A 19,612-nucleotide genomic window follows, 5' to 3' on the forward strand; every position below is an offset into this window, starting at 1 on the left:
TAATACCACTTCATGGAAGAGAAATCTTACTCCAAATTAAAGGGGAATCTTAGTTTTTTACAGAACAATACCAATTCTGTTACGGGTACGGACATCCTCTTCGTTCCGCTCATCAGGCCACGGCAGATAGAATCGAGAAGCTATATAAGTTGAAACGGTGTTCATTACTCGTCACGAAATTGTTATGTTCAAATATCATGATAAATCTCTATCAAATACATAAAAACCACATTTAATTAACACCACTTGGCCTATTGAAAAGGTGTCAGGTATACGGCGTTTCCGTGAATTCGATGCTTGTTAAACCAGTTGAAGTAAAGGATAATACCCATTAATATACAAATAGTTACTTTTGAGGACTGAGGGGGAAAGACCTTGCAGGAATTTATATTTAAGAAGGATTATAGAAACAATGAAGCACTTCGAACAAGTTTTTTCGAACTTGCTGCTAACACTTTTGATATAAAATTTGAAAATTGGTATCAACAAGGGTGTTGGGGAGAACGATACATACCTTTTTCATTTGTAGATGGAGACCAGGTTATTGCCAACGCTTCTGTTAACATCCTTGAGCTCATCATTCACGGGGAGAAGAAAAAAGCGATTCAAATCGGCACGGTGATGACACATCCCGATTATCGAGGAAGAGGATTATCTGCGAGTTTAATGAACATGGTTTTAGAGGAATACGAGAACAAGGTCGATTACATGTACCTTTTTGCCAATGAATCTGTGCTTGATTTTTACCCCAAGTTTGGGTTTAAGCCTGTGGAAGAACATCTATTTTCAATGGATTTTACGGCAAAAAAATCATCGGAGCCTGCCAACTTTCAGAAACTCGATGTTACTAACGCGGAGGATTTGCGCCTTATCCATAAATTTGCATCCGAAAGACTACCTGTTTCGCAGCATTTTGCAACTGATCATGTCCAGGGCATATTCATGTTTTACTGCCTGAATGTTTTTAGTGATGATATTTATTACTTGGAAAATGAAAACGTCATCGTTATTTATCAGAAAGAAGACAATCATATTGAGCTCTTCGACGTTGTTAGCTTAAACGAAATGAATATGAAAGATATCTTGGATAAGATTGCAGATGAAGATACGGAGAAAGTAACCTTTCATTTCACGCCAGATGCAACAGAACATATCGTTCTAAAAAGTACAATCACCAATGAAGGTTTATTTGTAAGAACCCATGGTGAACATCTCTACCCTGTGCACGTTAAACATCCGATTACTTCGATCGCTTAATGATTTATTCCCAATAATGCCTACCACCAGCCATACTTAAAAAGATCAAGAAGGAGCAGGATTCCCCTGCTCCTTCGCTATGTGAAACTTCTTTCTCTCATCAAACGTAAATTCACAAGGTATAATGAAGTCAGATGACCGTTCAGCATGATCTTATGACCATCATAATGAAGGAGGGGACATTCGTGGCGTTTATCCCGTTAAACTGTCCCAATTGCAACGGAAGAATTGAATACAAAGAGGGTGAGATTTTAAAGTGTCCCTATTGTGAAACAGAGCTTTTATTGAAGCAAAATCACGTCTACTATGTGGACCAGACCATTAATCACTACCATGGAACGCCCCCTAAAGCACAGCGGAAGCAGACTGTCTCCGTAAAGCTAATGCTGATACTGATGTTAGTCCTAACTGGCGCGATCGGTACTTATTTTTATTATAGCAACAGCTCCACCTATTCAAAAACAGAAGCCAATCTGCCTGTGCGAAAGATGCCCGAAAGCGAGGTTCTGCTCTCCTTTTTGCGAGATGTCTTCGATAAAGGATCTGCCCTGCCAACAGAGGAGGAATTGGCTCGTCTTCGCTATTTAACTGTAGCGTATTCGGAGAATGATCAGTGGATGTTTACATATAGCCTATCCGATCCATTCAGCGATGAACAGGCCGAGAAGATCACTTATATTACTCAGGACAAGAAACTGAATAGCCAGGAGATCGATCAGCGCGATTTTGAAGCTTTTAAGGGACTGACGGCATTGGACCTGACGAATACCTATGAAATCTCCCAGACGGACCAAACCACTTTGGCCCATATGTCCGGATTAAAAAGTTATGGAGGCGCTTTTAACGAATCCTTTAGTACATTTTCGGGCTACTTTGGCGACAAGACTAAAATTACGGAGCTTTCCACTCAGCTTCGCAGCAATCAGGAATTGGCCATGCTGCTGGAATTTCCTAATCTGAACTCGTTATCCATTACCTATGTGGATGAATCGGTAACGGATCTTTCTTTGTTGAACAAACTGCCGCTCAAGTCCCTGTCGCTCACCTATATCAATGAACTGGGATGGTTGTCGTCTATGACCGGGCTGACCTCCCTGTCCATCAATTACAGTGAAGCCACAGATCTGCAGCCGCTGTACGCCTTAACTCAGCTTCAGGAGCTTCATTTGTCCTTTTTAACGAATGTAAAGTCCATCGACTTTGTGCAAAACATGCCTGCTCTACAAACGCTAGATATTGAAAATGTAAACTTCTCCAGCCTGGAGCGCTTGACTGGCAAGGCCTCCATCACGAAATTACGTCTGGCTTCCTTAAGCCAGCTCAGCTCGGTAAAACCCATCAACAGCCTCTCCTCGCTGCGAGATTTAACGCTGTCCGGTTATTACGAGAAGCAAGAAGCCCTGACACTGCCTAAAGTAGAACGAGTAGAAATTCCGAGCTCCTTTCTCACTGGGCTGAAAGCGCCCGCCGCAACCAGCCTGACGCTCCGTGGCGGAAGTGGAGAGTTAAATTTGGCGGCGCTTGGAAAATTCCCGAAACTTAAGCAACTCTCCCTCTCGGAGGTCAGTGAAGTAACGGGCCTTGGCGCCCTGGACGGCTTGTCCAGCCTAGAGGCCCTAAGCATTTACGACTCGTCACTATATAAGGAGAGCGATGCTTTATTTCGTTTGAAGCAGGTCAAATCTCTGATGTGCTCCGAGTGCAGGCTGAACTTTGAACAAACGGCCGCCGCGGAGAACAGCGTGCTTGAACATTTAACCTTAGAGCAGCCGTATTTCAGCATAAACAACACCTCTGTAAATGAAGTTGACCAAATGATGCCTTACTTTGCCAACATGTCCGCTCTGCGTTCCTTCACTCTGCAAGACAGCAATTTGGCTTCTCTCGAATTTATGAGTAACTGGCAGGCCATAGAAGAGCTTTATCTTGAGAATAATGCCATTTCCAATATCGAGACCCTAAGCCAGCTGCCTAATCTGCAAAAGGTATATCTATCCGGTAATTCCATACAAAACAAATCTGTGCTTGGTACGGGTGTGCACGTATATTGATTATCTCGTGGGATGATGGGGATTTTTAGACTACTATAATTAATGAACTCACTCTAGAATTACTCACAAATTAAGGGATGGTATTGAAACAAAGACAAAAAGGGGTTCGAGAATTATGTATACATTCTCGAACCCCTTTTGTTTATGTTTAGCTTTACTAACCATCATCGCTACACTCCAGAGCGTTGCGAATTGACCGTGCCAAAGATATGATACGGTGTTATCCCCTTTGAAAATAGACTATCGATCAGCTTGATCAATTCCTCCGACGATAGATCTTTGTCTCTGTGTATCCAAAGACGAAACATAGATATTAATGTTGATATGTAAAACTCAATGATGTATGGTGCCAAGACATCATCTGTTGAAAAATCCATAATCAATCGCTCAAAGGGAATTTCCCTTTTCAAGCGTTCCACAAAATGAACAGAACCATAGTCGCCCAATACAGCTTTAAGAACTGTAATTTCCTCTGCATTTTCCAAGCATTGAAGTGCATCTTGGATAGTATGTGTAGAAAACTCTCTGCCTGCCATTTCCTCCTTGATCGATTTCAACATACGCTCTTCAACGCAGTCCAACAACTCATAGATATCTGTAAAGTATTGATAAAATGTACTCCGATTATATCCTGATTGGTTAGCAATCTCTTGAATGGATATCTTTTCGATTGGTTTTCGGCAATATAAATCACAGAATACATTTATAAATGTCTGCCTTGTTTTTTCCGTAATTTCAGGTTGCTTATTCATTGTTAACCTCCATTTTCTGTTGAATTGATTATACGACAGATATTAAAAATCTGATGGTTGATGACCAAATAGTGAATCTATACAATAACATTATACAACACGTTGTTGGATCATCAACAAAGATGAATATGGATATTAGGAGGCTAAGATGAGAATTTTATTTTTCGGTAGAGGTGTAATATCGACCCAATACGCTTGGGCTTTAGAGAAGGCAGGGCATACCGTTGAGTTTTACGTTAGAAAAGGGAGAAAAGAAACGTTCGGAAGTCATATCGCGCTTGAAATGTGGGAAGCACGAAGAGGAAAACAGTTCATCCAAGAAAGCTGGAAAATCAAGCTGCATGAGGAGATAAGCCCAAATTACGATCTCATTATTGCGAGTGTCAATACGGAGCAACTTCCCGAAGCAGCAAGAATACTTTCGACTACTGCTGGTAACAACCCGATCCTAATATTCAATAATATTTGGCAGGATTTAAAATCATCAATCTTGCCCCTGTCTATGAACAATGTTGTCTTTGGGTTCCCAGGAGCAGGAGGCGGCATTGAGGACAATAAGCTTAAGGGCGGCTTTCTGAAAATGATATTTCTGGAAAAACCACGGGTAGGCACGGAACAGATAAACAACAAGGTCAAAGAACTATTTGAAAGCGCCAATTTTAAAATCAATTGGATCAAGGATATGCAAAGCTGGTTATGGAATCACTATGCCATGAATGCGGCGATGGAGACCGAGGTGTTAAAACGGGGAAGTTTCCCAGCAGTCTTGAATCATAGTGACTCATTCGCAAATGTCGGTAAGAGTATGCGGGAAATGACCCCTGTACTTAAAGCAAGAGGCGCAAAGATGGACGCGATTACTCTATTGTTGACCAAGATTCCACCAGCACTTCTCGGCACGCTGTTTAACAAAGTTATTTTTGCAAAGGGCAGCTTACCACGACTTTTCATTGAATACAACAATAGTAAAGCGGGTTTTGCTGTACTTGAAGTTGTGAGAGAAGCCCAAAAGTTAGGTATACCTTTGCCACGTCTTACCTCGGCATTAGAAAACAATGAACAACACACAGCTATTAAAAACGGATAAACAGGAAAACTGGATATTTCAGACTAACATCAACTCTACTATGATTATATAAACCATCATCCGACGAACGGAAGCCTCATCTTGCGCTGCGATGAATTAATTACTGTGGTTATAACAAATATAGCCCGAGCTTTAGAAGCTTCGGGCAAGTAGCTATTTATTAAAACATGTAAATGTGGCTTCAAAACACTACACCCTAACTATTAACGCACAGCACTCCACATGCACCGTATGCGGGAACATGTGGGAGTTGGATGGGATCTGTGTTAGTTGGCTAAAACCCTTGATATATAAGGGTTTTAACCATACCGCATTGTTCATTTTGTTTAGGTTTGGCTGTTTGTTGACGATGTTCGTCAACAAGGTGTCAACAAATATTGGATACTCTGATAGGAGTCGAACTGCTATCCCCTAAAATTAATTCGTGTTATCAAATCCGAAAAACATTAAACTATAAGGATTTTGAACAGTCATCTTCCTATCTCTCGCTACCTAAAATTACCTTGGTATTTAAGCTCCCGTCTATGTGCGTCTAATAAAAACCTGACAGGAAGTCCGTTTAAAATACACGTAATGTTTTAGGGTCTGTACGCAAACCTATTTGAGCCACATCCTTATCGAAATCAACACCAAAGAGGCCTTGAACATGCTCGCTGTCTTGTCATAGCGGGTTGCCAAGCGCCGATACTTTTTTACTCGATTAAAAAAGCATTCAATTAAATGCCGTTCTTTATACGTATTCTTATCATAAGCCCGCTTCTTTCGCCGGTTGCGTTTGCTCGGATTGACGGTGGTTGCGTTTTGTTCCTCTGCTAAGGCCAGAATTGCATCGGCATCATGTGCCCGATCCGCTAAAATTTCTCGGTTCTCTATATCCAGCTTCGAAAGCATCTCGTAACCCATTACCGAACCGCGTGCTTGTCCGGGTGTCAACTCAAAGCGGATCGGATTGCCCAAGGCATCAACTACAACATGAATTTTCGTGGTTAATCCGCCTCGGGAACGTCCGATCGCTTGCTTGCTGGTAGCAGCACAGGCGAGCCATTGTAAACAAAAGGCGGGGCAGATCCAACCACATTTCTTTCAATTCATCAACTTAATCTTTCTCTTGAGCAAAAATATCTCCATATTGATTATGCTGAATGTAATAATTCGTTCTTCTTTCAACCATATTCATTAATTGTGGATTTAACTTTTCAATAATATACCTAGCTATTAGTTCAAGAAATATATTCACGTCGTTTATATGTTTGTAATTCATTGAATAGTCATACCTTGCATTCCCTCTACCACCCCCACCATGGGCTACTGCATTTCTCCCAGTTCCATAGATAATACTTCCGATACTTTTATTTTTAAGAAACGAATGGTTGCTCCACTCTAACTTAATTTTTTTGATTTCTTCTTTTAATTTTGTAGTTAAATTAACGTATTTCGCTCTCCTTTTTCTAACAAACGCTGTTCCATTTTCATTTTCATACGTTCCAAAATCGACATAAAATAAAGGATTAAATCTATGAACCATTATTTCATCAGCGTAATACTCTATGGCTTCTTCATGAGAAAAGTCTGAGGGTCTCATTAATGGTTGATAATGCTTAACAATACCATACTCAATCACCCTGTAAAGAAATACACATCTTGGAAGTGACTCGAATTGTTTCAGTGATGCATGGTATAATTCAAAAATCATTTCGTGTTCTGAATCTTGAATGGTTACGATATTGTAATCATTCTTTTGTTTTAAAATCGGAAGTTCAAGATAGAACGGCTCTTTCCTATTTCTGTCAAAGAAGTTTTTTTCTCTAAGCCTCAGCATATCTAATAAATCAAACTGTTCATAGAGTTCTAAAAGTTTTCTATTGAAATTGTAGTTCTCAGTATAATAAAAAAAGGGACTACCGTTGAAATATGCCAGTATGTTTAACAAAGCATTCTTGGTATTTTCAGTAGTGTTTTCATTATAAAAGACAGAATAACTATTCGATTCAGTTTCTGCAATGCTCACATCTTTATAAACAATTATATCCTTCCGATATTTTGAGATTGGGTTTGGACCAATAAATTTGCTAAAAGTATTAATATAGTCAGCAGGATAATTTTGCAGCTTGTACAATTCCTGATTAACATCAAGAATTTTTTGTCTCAGTTTTGCTTTCATATATTCACTTAAATTTTCATTTAATGATTTCTGTCTATCAAACTTTTTGAAACGGTTCAGCGCTCCAAATAGATATTCTTCTTGACCCCTAAGAGTTTCTGAATAACGTATCTTAACTGTTCCATTAATCAAATTCTTTAGAATACGTCGGTACATCAATCTTTCTGATAAGTAAACTTTTTTATACTTATTAAGAAATAGTTCTTTTTCCTCATAAGACTTGCATGCGTTTCTTTCACGATTCAATTCAATGATAAGTTTCAGATATCCCTCCAGCTCATAAAAGGCTAAAACAACTGGAACCTCTGAATAATCATATTTTGAAACATCAATAACATGCGTATCAATAGAGTCTTCAAGTTTTTTTAATTTATTATCTAATATCATAAAATGACCTCGCTTTTAGTACTCGTGCTACATAAAGAGCTACCTTACTGCTTAATGTTATTGCAAGATGAAAGCACCTCATTTTTTTAGGCTTGTAAATAGGTACTAATGTTGTGGCTTTGTCTCTAAAGGAGTTAATTGATGTTCCTAAAAATAATAATATCTTCACCCACAAAGATATACCTGTCGTGGAGTTTTTTTATATGTCCTCCTCAAGTTTTATTGTAACTTAAGGATAACACTTAATCCGAGGTATATTGTCGATAGGGAGTGTATAATCACCTGGAGATAAATTCCGCCGTTTCGAGAATCGGGTCATCTGTCTGTGATTCATACACAACCTTATTAGTTCCGTTTGTAACAGTGAATTTCCCATTGCTAAAGCTTACGGTATATCCTTTAACGTATAGGTAGTGCTGTACATAAATCCCCAATTCAGCGTCAAATTGTGATTTTATCTTACGGCTTTTCAACTCCTCATACAATGCCGAAAGGAAGAGTGCATAGTTGTATCCATTTGACCATTTGTTTTGTATGAGATGCATCTCGTTTTGGAGCACACGCAATCGCAGGTGAGACACACTCATCCAATTAAACAATTCTGGATAGCGAATTAAACAGTAGCGCCAATCTTTTTTAGACACTACCGATTTTGTAATTATTCCTCGCAATTGTACTTGAATATCGGAATTTGAATCAAGTGCATCGAGCAGTTGCCCAACAACTTTACCACAATTCGAGAACAATGTTTTCAAACTGGGCGTACTTGCAGCTTCATTCGGGTCATCAACGCACAGAGTTTTAAATTGGCTTACAGGGAGTGTGTAATCCCCTATTGCAAGTAATGCACGGCGTAATAAATGCCCATGCTTTGGTTTATTACTGTCAAACATGGCGGACATTATCTTCCAGTATTCTGTGAATTTTTCTTTTTCAAACTTTTTATCTGAATTCTTTGCAAGATATAGGGCTGAACGAATCTGTCCACTGAAATATGGGTGTTCTTCTGCCTTATATATTTCTTTCGCAAAACTCATATCGGCGATAATCAACTGTGCCTTTATTCTTTCCTCCGCTATTTGTTGTTGATTAAAACCGTAAACCTTCCCATTTTCCGAAAAATACACAAGTAAGTTATTCCAATTTTCGGCGAGAGCGTTAATACTTTCGATCGCATTGCGGTATAAATTGATTTCGTCCAATCTGCTGTTAAGCGTTAGATTTTTTATTATCCTCAGCCACTGATTCAATGAACCGTTATATATACCCTTTGCCTTAAACAAATACGTTGTAACAGCGTGGAACAATACACGATTAGAATAAGTACGCCCTTCGGTCAAAGCTTTAAATATCAGATTACTTACTTCTTTATAGTCAGGGTATTTACATAAAAAATTAAGAGTATAATATGCCCTTTTATATACTTCTGCATCAATCTTACTATAGTTCAGGTTGTTCGCCCAATTTTTATCGTCTTGAATTATACCTTTGTTCATCAACAAAACACCAAAGAAAGCATAATACGTCTGGTCGAAATCAACTTTGTGTTCTGCCCAAAAAAGGTCCGTCCAGTCGGTGTCAAAATAAAGTTCGAACTTATTGATATATGGTAGTTCTAACTTCTTCATCCTTCCGATTAACCGTGCTTTGAAATTCTCGAATTCTGTCAGAGGTTTTCCTCGTGCATTTAGTTTTATATACAAGCTGTCCTCCATGCCAAGTTTCTGCATGTCAAAAAATTTAAATGTAAGAGGTTTAACTTCTACATCTAATAGTTTCTCAGCAAGGTGTTCTACATTTCCGAATGTTACCTGTATTTCGTCGAGCATAACAAGAACAGATTGGATAGTTGGGTCGTGTATCCAACCTGAAACAAACCACTCAGAATCCTCTATCTCTGAGGATGGTTTTGCTTTAGGTTCAAAAATTGCAGCACGGTTATTAGTCAATGCTTTCAAAAATTCTCGAGATGTTATTCGGGTTTCATATCTGAATTTATTTAAAACCGGTGTTTTAGTACTGTCATTGCGGAAAGCAAATAAGTATAACAAAAAGAGCGTTGTCAACCGCTGTTGCCCATCAATCGGTATGAATTTTTCGCCTTCGACTTTTCCATACACGAAGTTAAGATCTAGTGGCGGTGTTTCTCCCAGAATTGCAGCCCTCATGTCATTGAGCAAAGTTGAACGTACGGTTTTTACATGGGTATCTTGTCGCCCTTGGGCGTAATCTCGCTGTATAATTGGAACTTCAACCTGATATTTATCAAGCAGTTCTAAGAAGGTTTGAATTGTCTTTTCGCTCACTGCCCTGCCCCCCCGTTGAAGAATGAGTTCAGCGTTTGGGTTACAGCGTAAACATAATCCGCTTTGTCTTTTTCGTTCCATATATCCATTTCATCAAGATTTTTTGAATACACCTTCAAGAAGACGTTTTTTGTACATAGCGGCACAAAAAGACCCTTGGATTCACGTTCAATAATTATTTTGCGTTTGTCAACGAATGGCGCTTCTTTATAACTGCGATTTGTGTGACAGTCGAGCAAGGCAAGGTTACCGAAACTGTCATCTGCATCATCTGTTTCATCTGCAGTTGCATGGATATGCTCAATATCCCATTTTTCACGTTTATAAATATCAAACGGGAACCGATATTGTTTTTCACTTTTACATACAAGTGTTGCAAGGTTGAAAAGCAAGAGTAGCTGGCGAATTCTTCTCTTATGGGCAGTTGTATCAAGAGCTAGTATGGCTAAGTCATCATACTTAATGTTAGCCTTTGCGAGCAAAGCTGTGGCAACCTCGCTTTTTCGTTTGCCGCGAGTAAGTGAAAAAATCTCTGTAATCGTTGTGCCTGTAGCTATTAGATAGCCGATTATATGATATTTATTTAAGTCATTATACCAATCGCGAAATTCTGCATATAACTTTTCAACATCACTCCATAGGTAATTGACAAAATCAGTTTCGCTTCCCTTAGCGTTTTTCAAAGCTGCTGAGAATACTAGAAACGGAAAGTAGTTTTGGCTAGTTGATATCGGATTTTTTGTGTTATTGTTATAATCTTTTGCAAGCAAATCAAATAGCATATCAATACGAGTGCCGCTTTGCTCTTTTTCATTTAGGAAATACCAAAAGGAATCATCGCGTAATCCTTGCTCTATCCTGTCCCACGCTAAGGAAATCTCAGTTTGGCGCTTATTTGCAGATGTGTCGAAGTTATCTTTGTTTAGGAGTAAGGCTTTAATAAGCTCCCCATTAGTGAGTGAAATTTTACCCAGATTCACTTTTGTGAACATAGTAATAGGGTCACTGTCTTGAGGGAGTTCATACCATATAAAAAAAACGCTCTTTCTGATTTTGGTATTAAGTTCTTGAATTGCAACCGACTTATCAGGTTGAGATTCAAGCCATGTATTCATATTTTTATAGGCAAGTCCCATATGGTAGAAGTCTATGTTTGAATTATCAGAGTAGTTGTCGTCCGATAAATTCTTTAAGAATGAAGTGCTGTTTTCACGCGTTTCGTAACTCAATTCAAACGGTGGCACGGCAGAGCGAATTTCTTGTGCAGCGATTTTCATAAAAATATAAATAGTGGTAAGGCGTTGCTGTCCGTCTACTACTTCGAATGAACCATCATCCCGTCTCTTTACTATAAGTGGCTGAATACAGTACATCTTATCGCCTTCGTTAGAAAATTCGGACACATCATCAAGTAGCGCTGTTACTTCACCCTCGGTCCAACGGTATCCCCTTTGATATGAAGGCACGAAAAAATTGTAACCTTTCAGCTCTCGTATTGTCATTTCTCCATTTGCCAATTTTCTAACCTCCTAACAATGGTTGGTCATAGCTAAACAACACTCTATCTTCGAATTAGTAATACTGCTCGATGTACAGATAAGCTTTATCAAAGACCTCTTTGTCTTTAATTTTGTACTTGACCCAGACAACACTCCGAAGAGCTTTCTTTACTTCCTGTTCTCCTGCAGTCGTACCCTGCCAACCATCGAAACGTACAATCTTAACGATATCATCTATATCGTTAACAATTCGCTCGACGATAATTGGTGTCTTTGAATTCCTTACCCCGTCAAAGAGCTCTGTCAATGCTGCTTTGCCTTTGTCCACTTCTTCCTCAGGCACTACTTCTTTTTCAGCTTCTGCAGCTTCCCGCGCAAGCTCTAGTAACAGCTTTAGAAACTCAATGCTGGTAATTAACCCCTGTTCGTGTCTCTCACGGAGATTTTCAAGTTTTTCTCCTAACTTTACGAATTTAACATCATTACTGTGCTTGCGAATTTTCGCGACCAAATCAATTTCAACTTTGATCGTTGTCTTTCTCAAGTCCTTTTGTTTTGAATAAATTCTCGATTAAATCTGCCTCCATCGTAAGAATTTCCATTCATCATGTACTTCTCCCACTTGCAGATTCTCATGAACCAATTCCAACGTCTTCGCCCCGAGTGAAGCCCATATCAACCCACCTCTTCAATCAGTAGGTTTCACCGATTCAAACACTCTTGTCAGCCACTGAAAATCGTATTTCATAGGATTCAGAAACGGATCTGGAGATAGCGCATCCCATGCTCGGTTGCCTCCCAACGTCCCCTTCGAGATTACGGAAAAATATATGCAAATTGTAACACTTTGGCGCACGGCTGATACCTCTCTCCCCCCTTTGGTCTGGGGCTAGGGAGGTTCCAAGTCTTATGGAACTTGTCGAGGATACGTCTACAGGTTGCCTTATTCAAAATAATGCTTCCCTTCGCTGAATTTGAGCGGGATATGTTTGTAGAACGTACGTAGGGTTATCGTTAGGCAGCGTGATGATTACTCTGAGGGCGTCCTAAGAAGTTTCGGCAAGAAACAGATTGACCACGCTATAGTACTGTTAGCTACCAATTCATACACGCAAGTAGAATCGCTAACGGGTATACGTAAATCAACGGTGATAAGAGCGGTTAGAACCGTAAAGAGACGTCGACATAGGGCGTCTCTTTTTACATTATAAGGACGTTCCTGAGACATTTAAGGCTTTTGAGCCACGCCCTTGTGCGTCACTTAGCTTGTTACGTAGTGAGCCTAACCCGCCCACGACTGACGAACAAGCCTCTAGGATTTGCTTGAATATTTCCTCCGTATGGTCGTCGGGGGCAAGTTTTAACGCCTTATGAACGCCTTTATAGAGCTGGGGCATGTCGGTTTTATCGTCATATGATCCTCCTGTTTCGTCCAATATGAATTTACAGACCGATTCCAATAGCGTCCTTGCGGAAGTTATTGCCCCTTCGGGGTCAGAATCCCGACGTTCTAGAGCTTTACTCCATGCGTCTTGAATAAATGTAGCCCCGTTCTTACCGTCCAACGCAGTTAGAATGATATTGTCAGACGGTGTTTCCGCCATGCTTTCGAGGTATTCTAATATTGAGTTGAACTCGTCGCGTAAATAATCACGTCGACCTTGGTAAGAGCCTGCAACCTCTTTCATATGCCCCCAAAACTCGTCAATCGTACGGCAGGTAACGACACACTTAGGGAGTAATGACTTTACCTTATCGTTTTTAACGAGCTTATCCCTTAAGCTACGGTACTCTCTACCATCTACAACTCCACCAGTCGCTTTAGAAAGCATAATGTTCTTTAACGTCTCAACCTCTATTTGAATTTCGTACATATTACGCCCCCAACGAAAGTACTATATTTTTCATTATACTTGTTGGGAAATGAAGGGAAAAGGCATTTTTATCGAAGTATTACGAATCAATACCTAATGTGAGAGTTAATAAACATGACTGCGACATTGTACCAACGAGATTATAACGTACTAACTGACGATGAAAGAAAAGCATGGGACGAAATGGATGCCGCCGAAAAGCTGAGAAACACTAGCAAGTTAAGAAAAGCAGTTAACTACTTGACCTACCCAAAAGCGGTTAGGCATTATCTAAGCTTCTTTCCTAACCACTATCTAGACACCGTGGACTTAAAAGACGAACCGCGGCTTAACGATTTATTGGCAAAGTTTATTGCTGACCTAGACGCTACAAATGCGACAGAAACAACGCTAATGGCTAACATTAAGAATAATGAAGCGCATTTTATTATCGCTTATATACTTAAAAGTTACGACTTCGGTCACCATGACGTATACGTAATTCCCGAATTCTGGTTAGGCAATACATACCCGTGTCGACTATTTAATAATTGGCAAAAACTCGGGCGGATACGAGTTTATTTTCGTTGAGTTAGAAAATCCGTATAAAAATATAACGGTTCAAACGGGAGACTTGGGCGCGACATTTAATAAAGGAATTAAACAAGTAAACGATTGGAAACGTTACCTTTCGGCCAACTTCACCACGCTAGAAGAAACATTCAATAAATACAAAAATTCTACCATGGAACTGCCTAACGAGTTTAAGACCTACGAACCATACCGTCTTCATTTCGCAGTCGTTGCGGGTAGACGTGACGATTTTAACGACACTACACGTTGGCATAAGAGGCAATTAAGAAGCACTAATGGTATTGAAATACTTCACTTCGATAACCTGTGTGACTACGCTAAGGAAAAAATCGGTCAAAATACTTACTGAACATACGATTATGACTATAGTGGGACAAGTCATGCCCAAGAAATTAGAACAATGCCCTTATCAATTTTAGTGACGCATGTTTCCGTAAGGTAAAATAGGCTAAAGGCGACCTACCCATTAAAGTTTGGCAGCTGCCAGGACGAACGATTCCCATTGGCGGTGGGTACTCATTCACCGGCTTTAGCAGCTCCGTGGGAAATACTTCGTCAATAATGGACTTTCTCATGGTAACCTCATAAAGCTGCGCTCCGGGAGGAACGAAAGGAAACGGACATTGTGTAAAGTTGACAGACTGCACTTTTCACCCCTGTCACAAGTTCCGGCTGAGATTTATAACAAGCTGCATAAATAACCGTTATCTGTTGTAGACATTTTATCTACAGGAAGACAAGATAATGCAAGCCATTCATAACCTTTGTCTACAAGCTGTCTACATTTACGAACAAAACAAAGCCCCATCCTCAGTGGTCAACACAGACGAGGACGGGGCTTCCATTTGGTGGGGGCGAGGGGATTTGAACCCTGTCCTAATAATAGAAATTACTCGATTCAAGAATCAGGCATCTCCCAATTAATCTATTTATTTCGTCAACAATCAGTCAACTCTACTATTTTCAAGCCTCTGTTTCACACTTCAACCCCATCTGTACTACTCCCATAATCCACTCCACTACTGCAATCTCAATGATCTGTACCATCCCTCACCAGCAAAGCTACCGATTCTACATGCACCGTATGTGGGAACATATCCACCGGCGTTACCTCAACCGTTCTATACCCGCCATCTTCCAGCACTCTCAAATCACGTGCCAACGTACTCGGATTACAGCTCACATACACCACACGCTCCGGTTTCATTTCCAGAATCGTATCCAGCAAACGCGGATCGCAACCCTTCCGCGGCGGATCGACGACGATGACGTCGGCTTCGATGCCTTGCTCTTTCCAGCGTGGAATAACGTCCTCTGAAGCACCAACTTCGAACTTGACGTTCTTCATCTCGTTCAACATCGCATTGCTGCGAGCATCTTCAATCGCTTCAGGTACAATCTCCACCCCGTACACCTGATCCGCATGTTGCGCCAGGAAAAGAGAGATCGTACCGATGCCGCAGTAGGCATCAATTACCGTCTCTTTACCACTCAAGCCTGCGTACTCCACCGTCTTCCCATAAAGTACTTCCGTCTGCACCGGATTCACCTGATAGAACGAACGTGCCGAGATGGCAAACTGCACATCCCCGATATAATCATAGATTACATCACGTCCCCACAGGACGCGGGTCTCATCGCCAAAGATGACGTTGGTCTGCTTCTTGTTCACGTTCTGGCAGATGCTCGCCACATGCGGAATCGCTTCACGGATACTACCGATCCATGCATCCTTGTGTGGAATGTCACGGCCATTGGTGACGAGAACGAGCATCATCTCGCCTGTACGGAATGCCTTCTTCACGACCACATGACGCAGCAGACCGCGACCTGTTTCTTCATTGTATGCGCTAATGCCGAGATGGCTTCCTAGTTCCTTGACCTTGGCCACCACTTCATCGTTATGCTCATGCTGAATCAAGCAGATGTCCATGTCGATGATCCGATGACTTCCTTTGGCGTAAAAACCACCCACTAAGCCTCCATCGGCTGCACCGATAGGCACCTGTGCCTTGTTGCGATAACGCCATGGCTCGTCCATGCCCATGGTAGGCAGCACACGAATGCCTTGTTGCTCGGCACCTTCCGCATCCTCCACCAGCACATTCAGCTTGCCGATCCGCTGCAAATTGTCCACCACCAGCTGGCGTTTCCACGCAAGCTGTCCGGCGTAACTCATATGCTGAATCTGGCATCCGCCGCATTGATCATAGATCGGGCAAGGCGCGGATACACGATCCGGGCTGGCCTTCACAATCTCCAGCAGTTTGGCGTAGCCGTACTGCTTTTTGGTTTTCATCACGCGCACACGCACAGTTTCACCGGGAAGCGCACCCTGCACAAAGAGCGTGTATCCATTGGCACGGCCGACACCTTCACCGTCATGGTTCATGCCAATGATATCGATGACGGTTTCTTCATTTTTACTAACGGGCAGCCCTTCGATTGGTGCAGATTCACGCGCTCTCTCCTTTGGACGAACGGCAGAAAGAGATGCGCCTTGTGGCCGCACCTCTTTTCCTTGCTGACGTGTAGATGGACGAGATGTTTGACTTGGCTGACGGGACACTGAAGCATTCCCTTGCCCCTGAGAGGCAGCCGAATTCCGGCGGTTTTTTCCACGACCGCTGCGGTTCGTATTAGACAACGTACATTCACTTCTTTCTTCATATATGTTCATCCCTTGTACAAGGGAGATTCCATTCATTTTCAGGCACCCTGAGATTATACGTGATCCCAATGCCCACGGCAACAGGAAATCACATTTCCTCCCCGATCCATACTATGCTTAACGATACAACATCAGGTGATGGCGCAAGTTCTTGAATGTCGCAGGCAATGTACCGCCCAGCTCACCATCCAGGTTCAACTGCACATAGCCCGGAGACGTTACTTCCATATAATCCGTTTGGAAATGAACGACCTTCTTGTCATTCAGATGTTCACCACGCAGCGCAAGGGTTACGAGGCGAATCATGTCAGCCAGATTACATTTGCGCACACCGATCACATCGAACAAGCCATCATCTATGGTCGCACCCGGAGCCAGCTTCTCGAAGCCCCCGACGGAGTTCGTATTGGCAATGAGAAACAGCATGAATTCATCATGAATTTCTTCCTGACCCGCGGCACGGATAACCAGCTCCTGCGGAGACAGGCTCGCCATTTTCTCAATACCTTTCATATAGTAGGCCAGTTGCCCAATCATCGTTTTCAGACGGCTTGGCACCTCATAGGTCAGTTCGGTTAACGAACCCCCGCCTGCAATATTGATAAAATATTTATCATTCGCCTTGCCCAGATCGAGCGGACGAAGCTGCTGGTTGATGACCAGATCCACGTAATCTTCCCACTGCCTCGGAATACCCAGCGCACGCGCAAAATCATTGGTCGTTCCCAACGGAAATACACCCAGCGGAGGACGATTCTCCCGCTCGGCCATACCGTTAATGACTTCATACAATGTACCATCGCCGCCAGCGGCAATAATCATGTCATATCCGCGTTCAATCGCCAGCTCCGCTTCCCGGGTTGCATCTCCTTCACCCGTTGTTGCGTGACACGAGGCTTCGATACCACCTTGATCCAAACGCTGCAAAATATCAGCCAGACGTTTCTTCATTTCTTCCCGGCCTGAGGTCGGATTATATATCAAGCGAGCTTTTTTCATCTCATACGCCACCTATTCCACATTATCCATGAGTCTGAACGACCTCATTTTCTTACTATCTGAGAGTGATCGCAGTCGGCATCATTTTACACAATGACTCACGTCCGTTAATCCTGCCCCAACACTTTTCTCTACTTATATATATGCATAAGGAATTCCGTCTCATTCCAAAGCCTTTATGTACTATCATATCATCAAATGTGAAGATGTCCTAGCCTGTGATACATAAGTAATTATTTTCATATATACTATAGTGAAATTTTACATCTGGATAACAATAACGATAAACCCTCAAGAATTACCTCATTCCAGCAATGACAACATACTTTCTGTTCACTTCCGAGCTTGCCTATCCTTTACAAAATAAACCTCTGGCACTCCTCTTGAATCTAATCCTATGGATTTGCTGTAAATTATAACCATTCATCACCATTCTGCCCGCTTGGGCCGGAAATAGTCTTATACCCTCTCAAATCATGAGAACACATATCCTGCAAAAAATTTACAATAACCTGAATGAGATGACAAATAAAATGAAACCTTTTCCAATATAGTCTTAGTGCATCCTCAACACATTCCAATACCATATCCATGAAGGAGATCACCGAATGAAAAAACTCGTTTTATTGCTCATGATATCGATCTTAGCCTGTTTTCCCTTTATTACAGCCGTTGAAGCCGCAGTCATTAACCATGATCAGGTTGTCGGATTCCAGGAAGTAAGTCCCGTCACAGTCACCCAAATCGCAGCCAAGCGTTTCCAACCCTACCTAAAAGTCTACCATGGATGTGTTCCATTCCCCGCCGTGGATCAACAGGGCAATACCAATGCAGGCTTGCAGACCTCCGGTTCACCTAGTGGAAATTGCAGCTCAAGCACAGGCCAAGTGTACTCCCGTTCGGCATGGCATAATGGCGTATGGGCTATTATGTACGCATGGTACTTCCCGAAAGACTCCCCTTCCTCCGGCCTCGGCCATCGTCATGACTGGGAAGGTATCGTTGTATGGGTAGACAATCCCGCAGCACCAAATCCTCAAATTCTCTCCATCGCCTATTCAGGACATGGGCAGTTCACGAATGTTGCACCAAGTAATACGAACCTGAACGGTACGAATCCTTTGATTAGTTACAACAGTACCTGGCCTCTAAACCATGAGCTTGGTGTTACTGGAACCGTCGGTGGAATGCAGCCTTTGATCGGTTGGGATGATCTGACGTCTGCGGCCCGCAATGCGCTGAATACAACCGATTTTGGCAGTGCCAATGTTCCTTTGAACGATAGTAATTTTATCAACAATTTAAACAAGGCCTGGTTTAGGTGACAACTCCTCTGCCTTTAGGCATGGGAGTTGTCACAAAAAGGTCTTTCTCTCTCCATTTGAATACATGTTTCGTGCAGAGAACAGAATTAACCGCCATCCTCTTTTGAAAAAAAGTAAAATCCCCTTCAAGTAGACACAGAACTTGGAGGGGATTGTTTGCGCAATCACATATACTTTAGAAGCCAATCTTTCTGCCAGCTCGGAGCTGTTTATACCAAAAATATACGGTGCAGCCCACACAGTAACCGAGCAATGCGGCACTTGCAGCGAGGAGAAGCATCGACGAGAAAATATAACCCGCTACCTGCCAATCAAGGCCGAATGAGACAAGTGCCAACGTGAGAAACAATACGGCCAGAACATTGTTGAAGCGTTGCAGTTCCACTGCCTGTGTCTCTGTCCCTTTTCCCGTTAACACGGCCCTCCCAATCTGTACAAACAGATTAAGCTTGCCTCCCGATACCAGGCCGACAACTTGGATGATCCATAACGCTCCCAGAATTAACGGCTGGTTGAACAGAAATGACAGGACAACAAATAGCACAATCCCAATCTGGTTCGCTTTGACATAGCGCATAGACACTTCCCGCATCTGCATATCACCTTATCCCCATTTTATTAGTTGGTTTAATTGTAGTCTGTAAATGAGGTAAGAGCAATAGGAAGTTGC

At 41.8% G+C, this 19,612-nt stretch carries 16 protein-coding genes; 6 read left to right on the forward strand and 10 right to left on the reverse strand.

Annotation, left to right across the window (positions count from 1 at the left end; genetic code table 11):
* Positions 1-375 precede the first annotated feature (375 nt).
* Entirely contained in the window at positions 376-1,257 is an 882-nt protein-coding gene (locus BMY78_RS29805) for a GNAT family N-acetyltransferase (protein WP_090904848.1), read from the forward strand.
* Positions 1,258-1,442: 185 nt separating this feature from the next.
* A complete protein-coding gene (locus BMY78_RS29810) occupies positions 1,443-3,308 on the forward strand; it encodes a leucine-rich repeat domain-containing protein (protein WP_090904849.1) in 1,866 nt (621 codons plus the stop codon).
* Positions 3,309-3,478: 170 nt separating this feature from the next.
* Here the strand turns inward: BMY78_RS29810 and BMY78_RS29815 are convergent, their stop codons facing one another.
* Entirely contained in the window at positions 3,479-4,060 is a 582-nt protein-coding gene (locus BMY78_RS29815; RefSeq protein WP_090904850.1) for a TetR/AcrR family transcriptional regulator, read from the reverse strand.
* A 148-nt stretch (positions 4,061-4,208) separates the two neighbouring features.
* Here BMY78_RS29815 and BMY78_RS29820 point away from each other — a divergent pair, with 148 nt between their 5' ends.
* Positions 4,209-5,147 (forward strand): ketopantoate reductase family protein, encoded by a 939-nt coding sequence (locus tag BMY78_RS29820; RefSeq protein WP_090904851.1) that lies wholly within the window; start codon positions 4,209-4,211, stop codon positions 5,145-5,147.
* Between the two features lie 597 nt (positions 5,148-5,744).
* Here the strand turns inward: BMY78_RS29820 and BMY78_RS29825 are convergent.
* From BMY78_RS29825 to BMY78_RS29850, 6 genes are all read right to left on the reverse strand, one after another.
* Positions 5,745-6,215, reverse strand: coding sequence for an IS5 family transposase (locus BMY78_RS29825; protein ID WP_090904852.1), 471 nt, complete (start codon positions 6,213-6,215; stop codon positions 5,745-5,747).
* Between the two features lie 28 nt (positions 6,216-6,243).
* Positions 6,244-7,695: a hypothetical protein gene (locus tag BMY78_RS29830; RefSeq protein WP_090904853.1), complete on the reverse strand. Its 1,452-nt coding sequence runs from the start codon at positions 7,693-7,695 to the stop codon at positions 6,244-6,246.
* Positions 7,696-7,973: 278 nt separating this feature from the next.
* A complete protein-coding gene (locus BMY78_RS29835) occupies positions 7,974-10,001 on the reverse strand; it encodes a GmrSD restriction endonuclease domain-containing protein (protein ID WP_177185922.1) in 2,028 nt (675 codons plus the stop codon).
* Positions 9,998-11,518: a DUF262 domain-containing protein gene (locus tag BMY78_RS29840; protein WP_090904855.1), complete on the reverse strand. Its 1,521-nt coding sequence runs from the start codon at positions 11,516-11,518 to the stop codon at positions 9,998-10,000. The genes BMY78_RS29835 and BMY78_RS29840 overlap by 4 nt, the downstream gene beginning before the upstream one ends.
* A 55-nt stretch (positions 11,519-11,573) precedes the next feature.
* Positions 11,574-12,044, reverse strand: a complete 471-nt coding sequence (locus BMY78_RS29845; protein WP_218152293.1) for a hypothetical protein — start codon at positions 12,042-12,044, stop codon at positions 11,574-11,576.
* 661 nt (positions 12,045-12,705) lie between these two features.
* The gene (locus tag BMY78_RS29850; protein ID WP_090904856.1) at positions 12,706-13,374 is read right to left on the reverse strand and encodes an abortive infection family protein; all 669 of its coding nucleotides are present in this window, start codon (positions 13,372-13,374) and stop codon (positions 12,706-12,708) included.
* Between the two features lie 114 nt (positions 13,375-13,488).
* Here BMY78_RS29850 and BMY78_RS29855 point away from each other — a divergent pair, with 114 nt between their 5' ends.
* Both BMY78_RS29855 and BMY78_RS29860 read left to right on the forward strand, forming a co-directional pair.
* Positions 13,489-13,944 carry a hypothetical protein gene (locus BMY78_RS29855; RefSeq protein WP_090904857.1) on the forward strand — a complete coding sequence of 152 codons (456 nt, stop codon included), beginning with the start codon at positions 13,489-13,491 and terminating at the stop codon, positions 13,942-13,944.
* Complete coding sequence (locus BMY78_RS29860) at positions 13,934-14,296, forward strand: Shedu anti-phage system protein SduA domain-containing protein (protein ID WP_256222526.1); 363 nt, start codon at positions 13,934-13,936, stop codon at positions 14,294-14,296. The genes BMY78_RS29855 and BMY78_RS29860 overlap by 11 nt, the downstream gene beginning before the upstream one ends.
* Positions 14,297-14,977: 681 nt before the next feature.
* Here the strand turns inward: BMY78_RS29860 and rlmD are convergent.
* A complete protein-coding gene (rlmD, locus tag BMY78_RS29870) occupies positions 14,978-16,627 on the reverse strand; it encodes a 23S rRNA (uracil(1939)-C(5))-methyltransferase RlmD (RefSeq protein WP_090904931.1) in 1,650 nt (549 codons plus the stop codon).
* Between the two features lie 108 nt (positions 16,628-16,735).
* A complete protein-coding gene (locus tag BMY78_RS29875; RefSeq protein WP_063568189.1) occupies positions 16,736-17,617 on the reverse strand; it encodes a diacylglycerol kinase in 882 nt (293 codons plus the stop codon).
* Between the two features lie 608 nt (positions 17,618-18,225).
* On the opposite strand from BMY78_RS29875, the gene BMY78_RS29880 reads away from it, so the two are divergent.
* Positions 18,226-18,942: an NPP1 family protein gene (locus BMY78_RS29880; RefSeq protein WP_090904860.1), complete on the forward strand. Its 717-nt coding sequence runs from the start codon at positions 18,226-18,228 to the stop codon at positions 18,940-18,942.
* Positions 18,943-19,117: 175 nt separating this feature from the next.
* On the opposite strand, the gene BMY78_RS29885 is transcribed toward BMY78_RS29880, so the two are convergent.
* Complete coding sequence (locus BMY78_RS29885; protein WP_090904933.1) at positions 19,118-19,534, reverse strand: DUF4395 domain-containing protein; 417 nt, start codon at positions 19,532-19,534, stop codon at positions 19,118-19,120.
* Between the last annotated feature and the right edge of the window lie 78 nt (positions 19,535-19,612).

Origin of the sequence: Paenibacillus sp. OK076, from assembly GCF_900110055.1 — a bacterium.
GTDB lineage: Bacteria > Bacillota > Bacilli > Paenibacillales > Paenibacillaceae > Paenibacillus.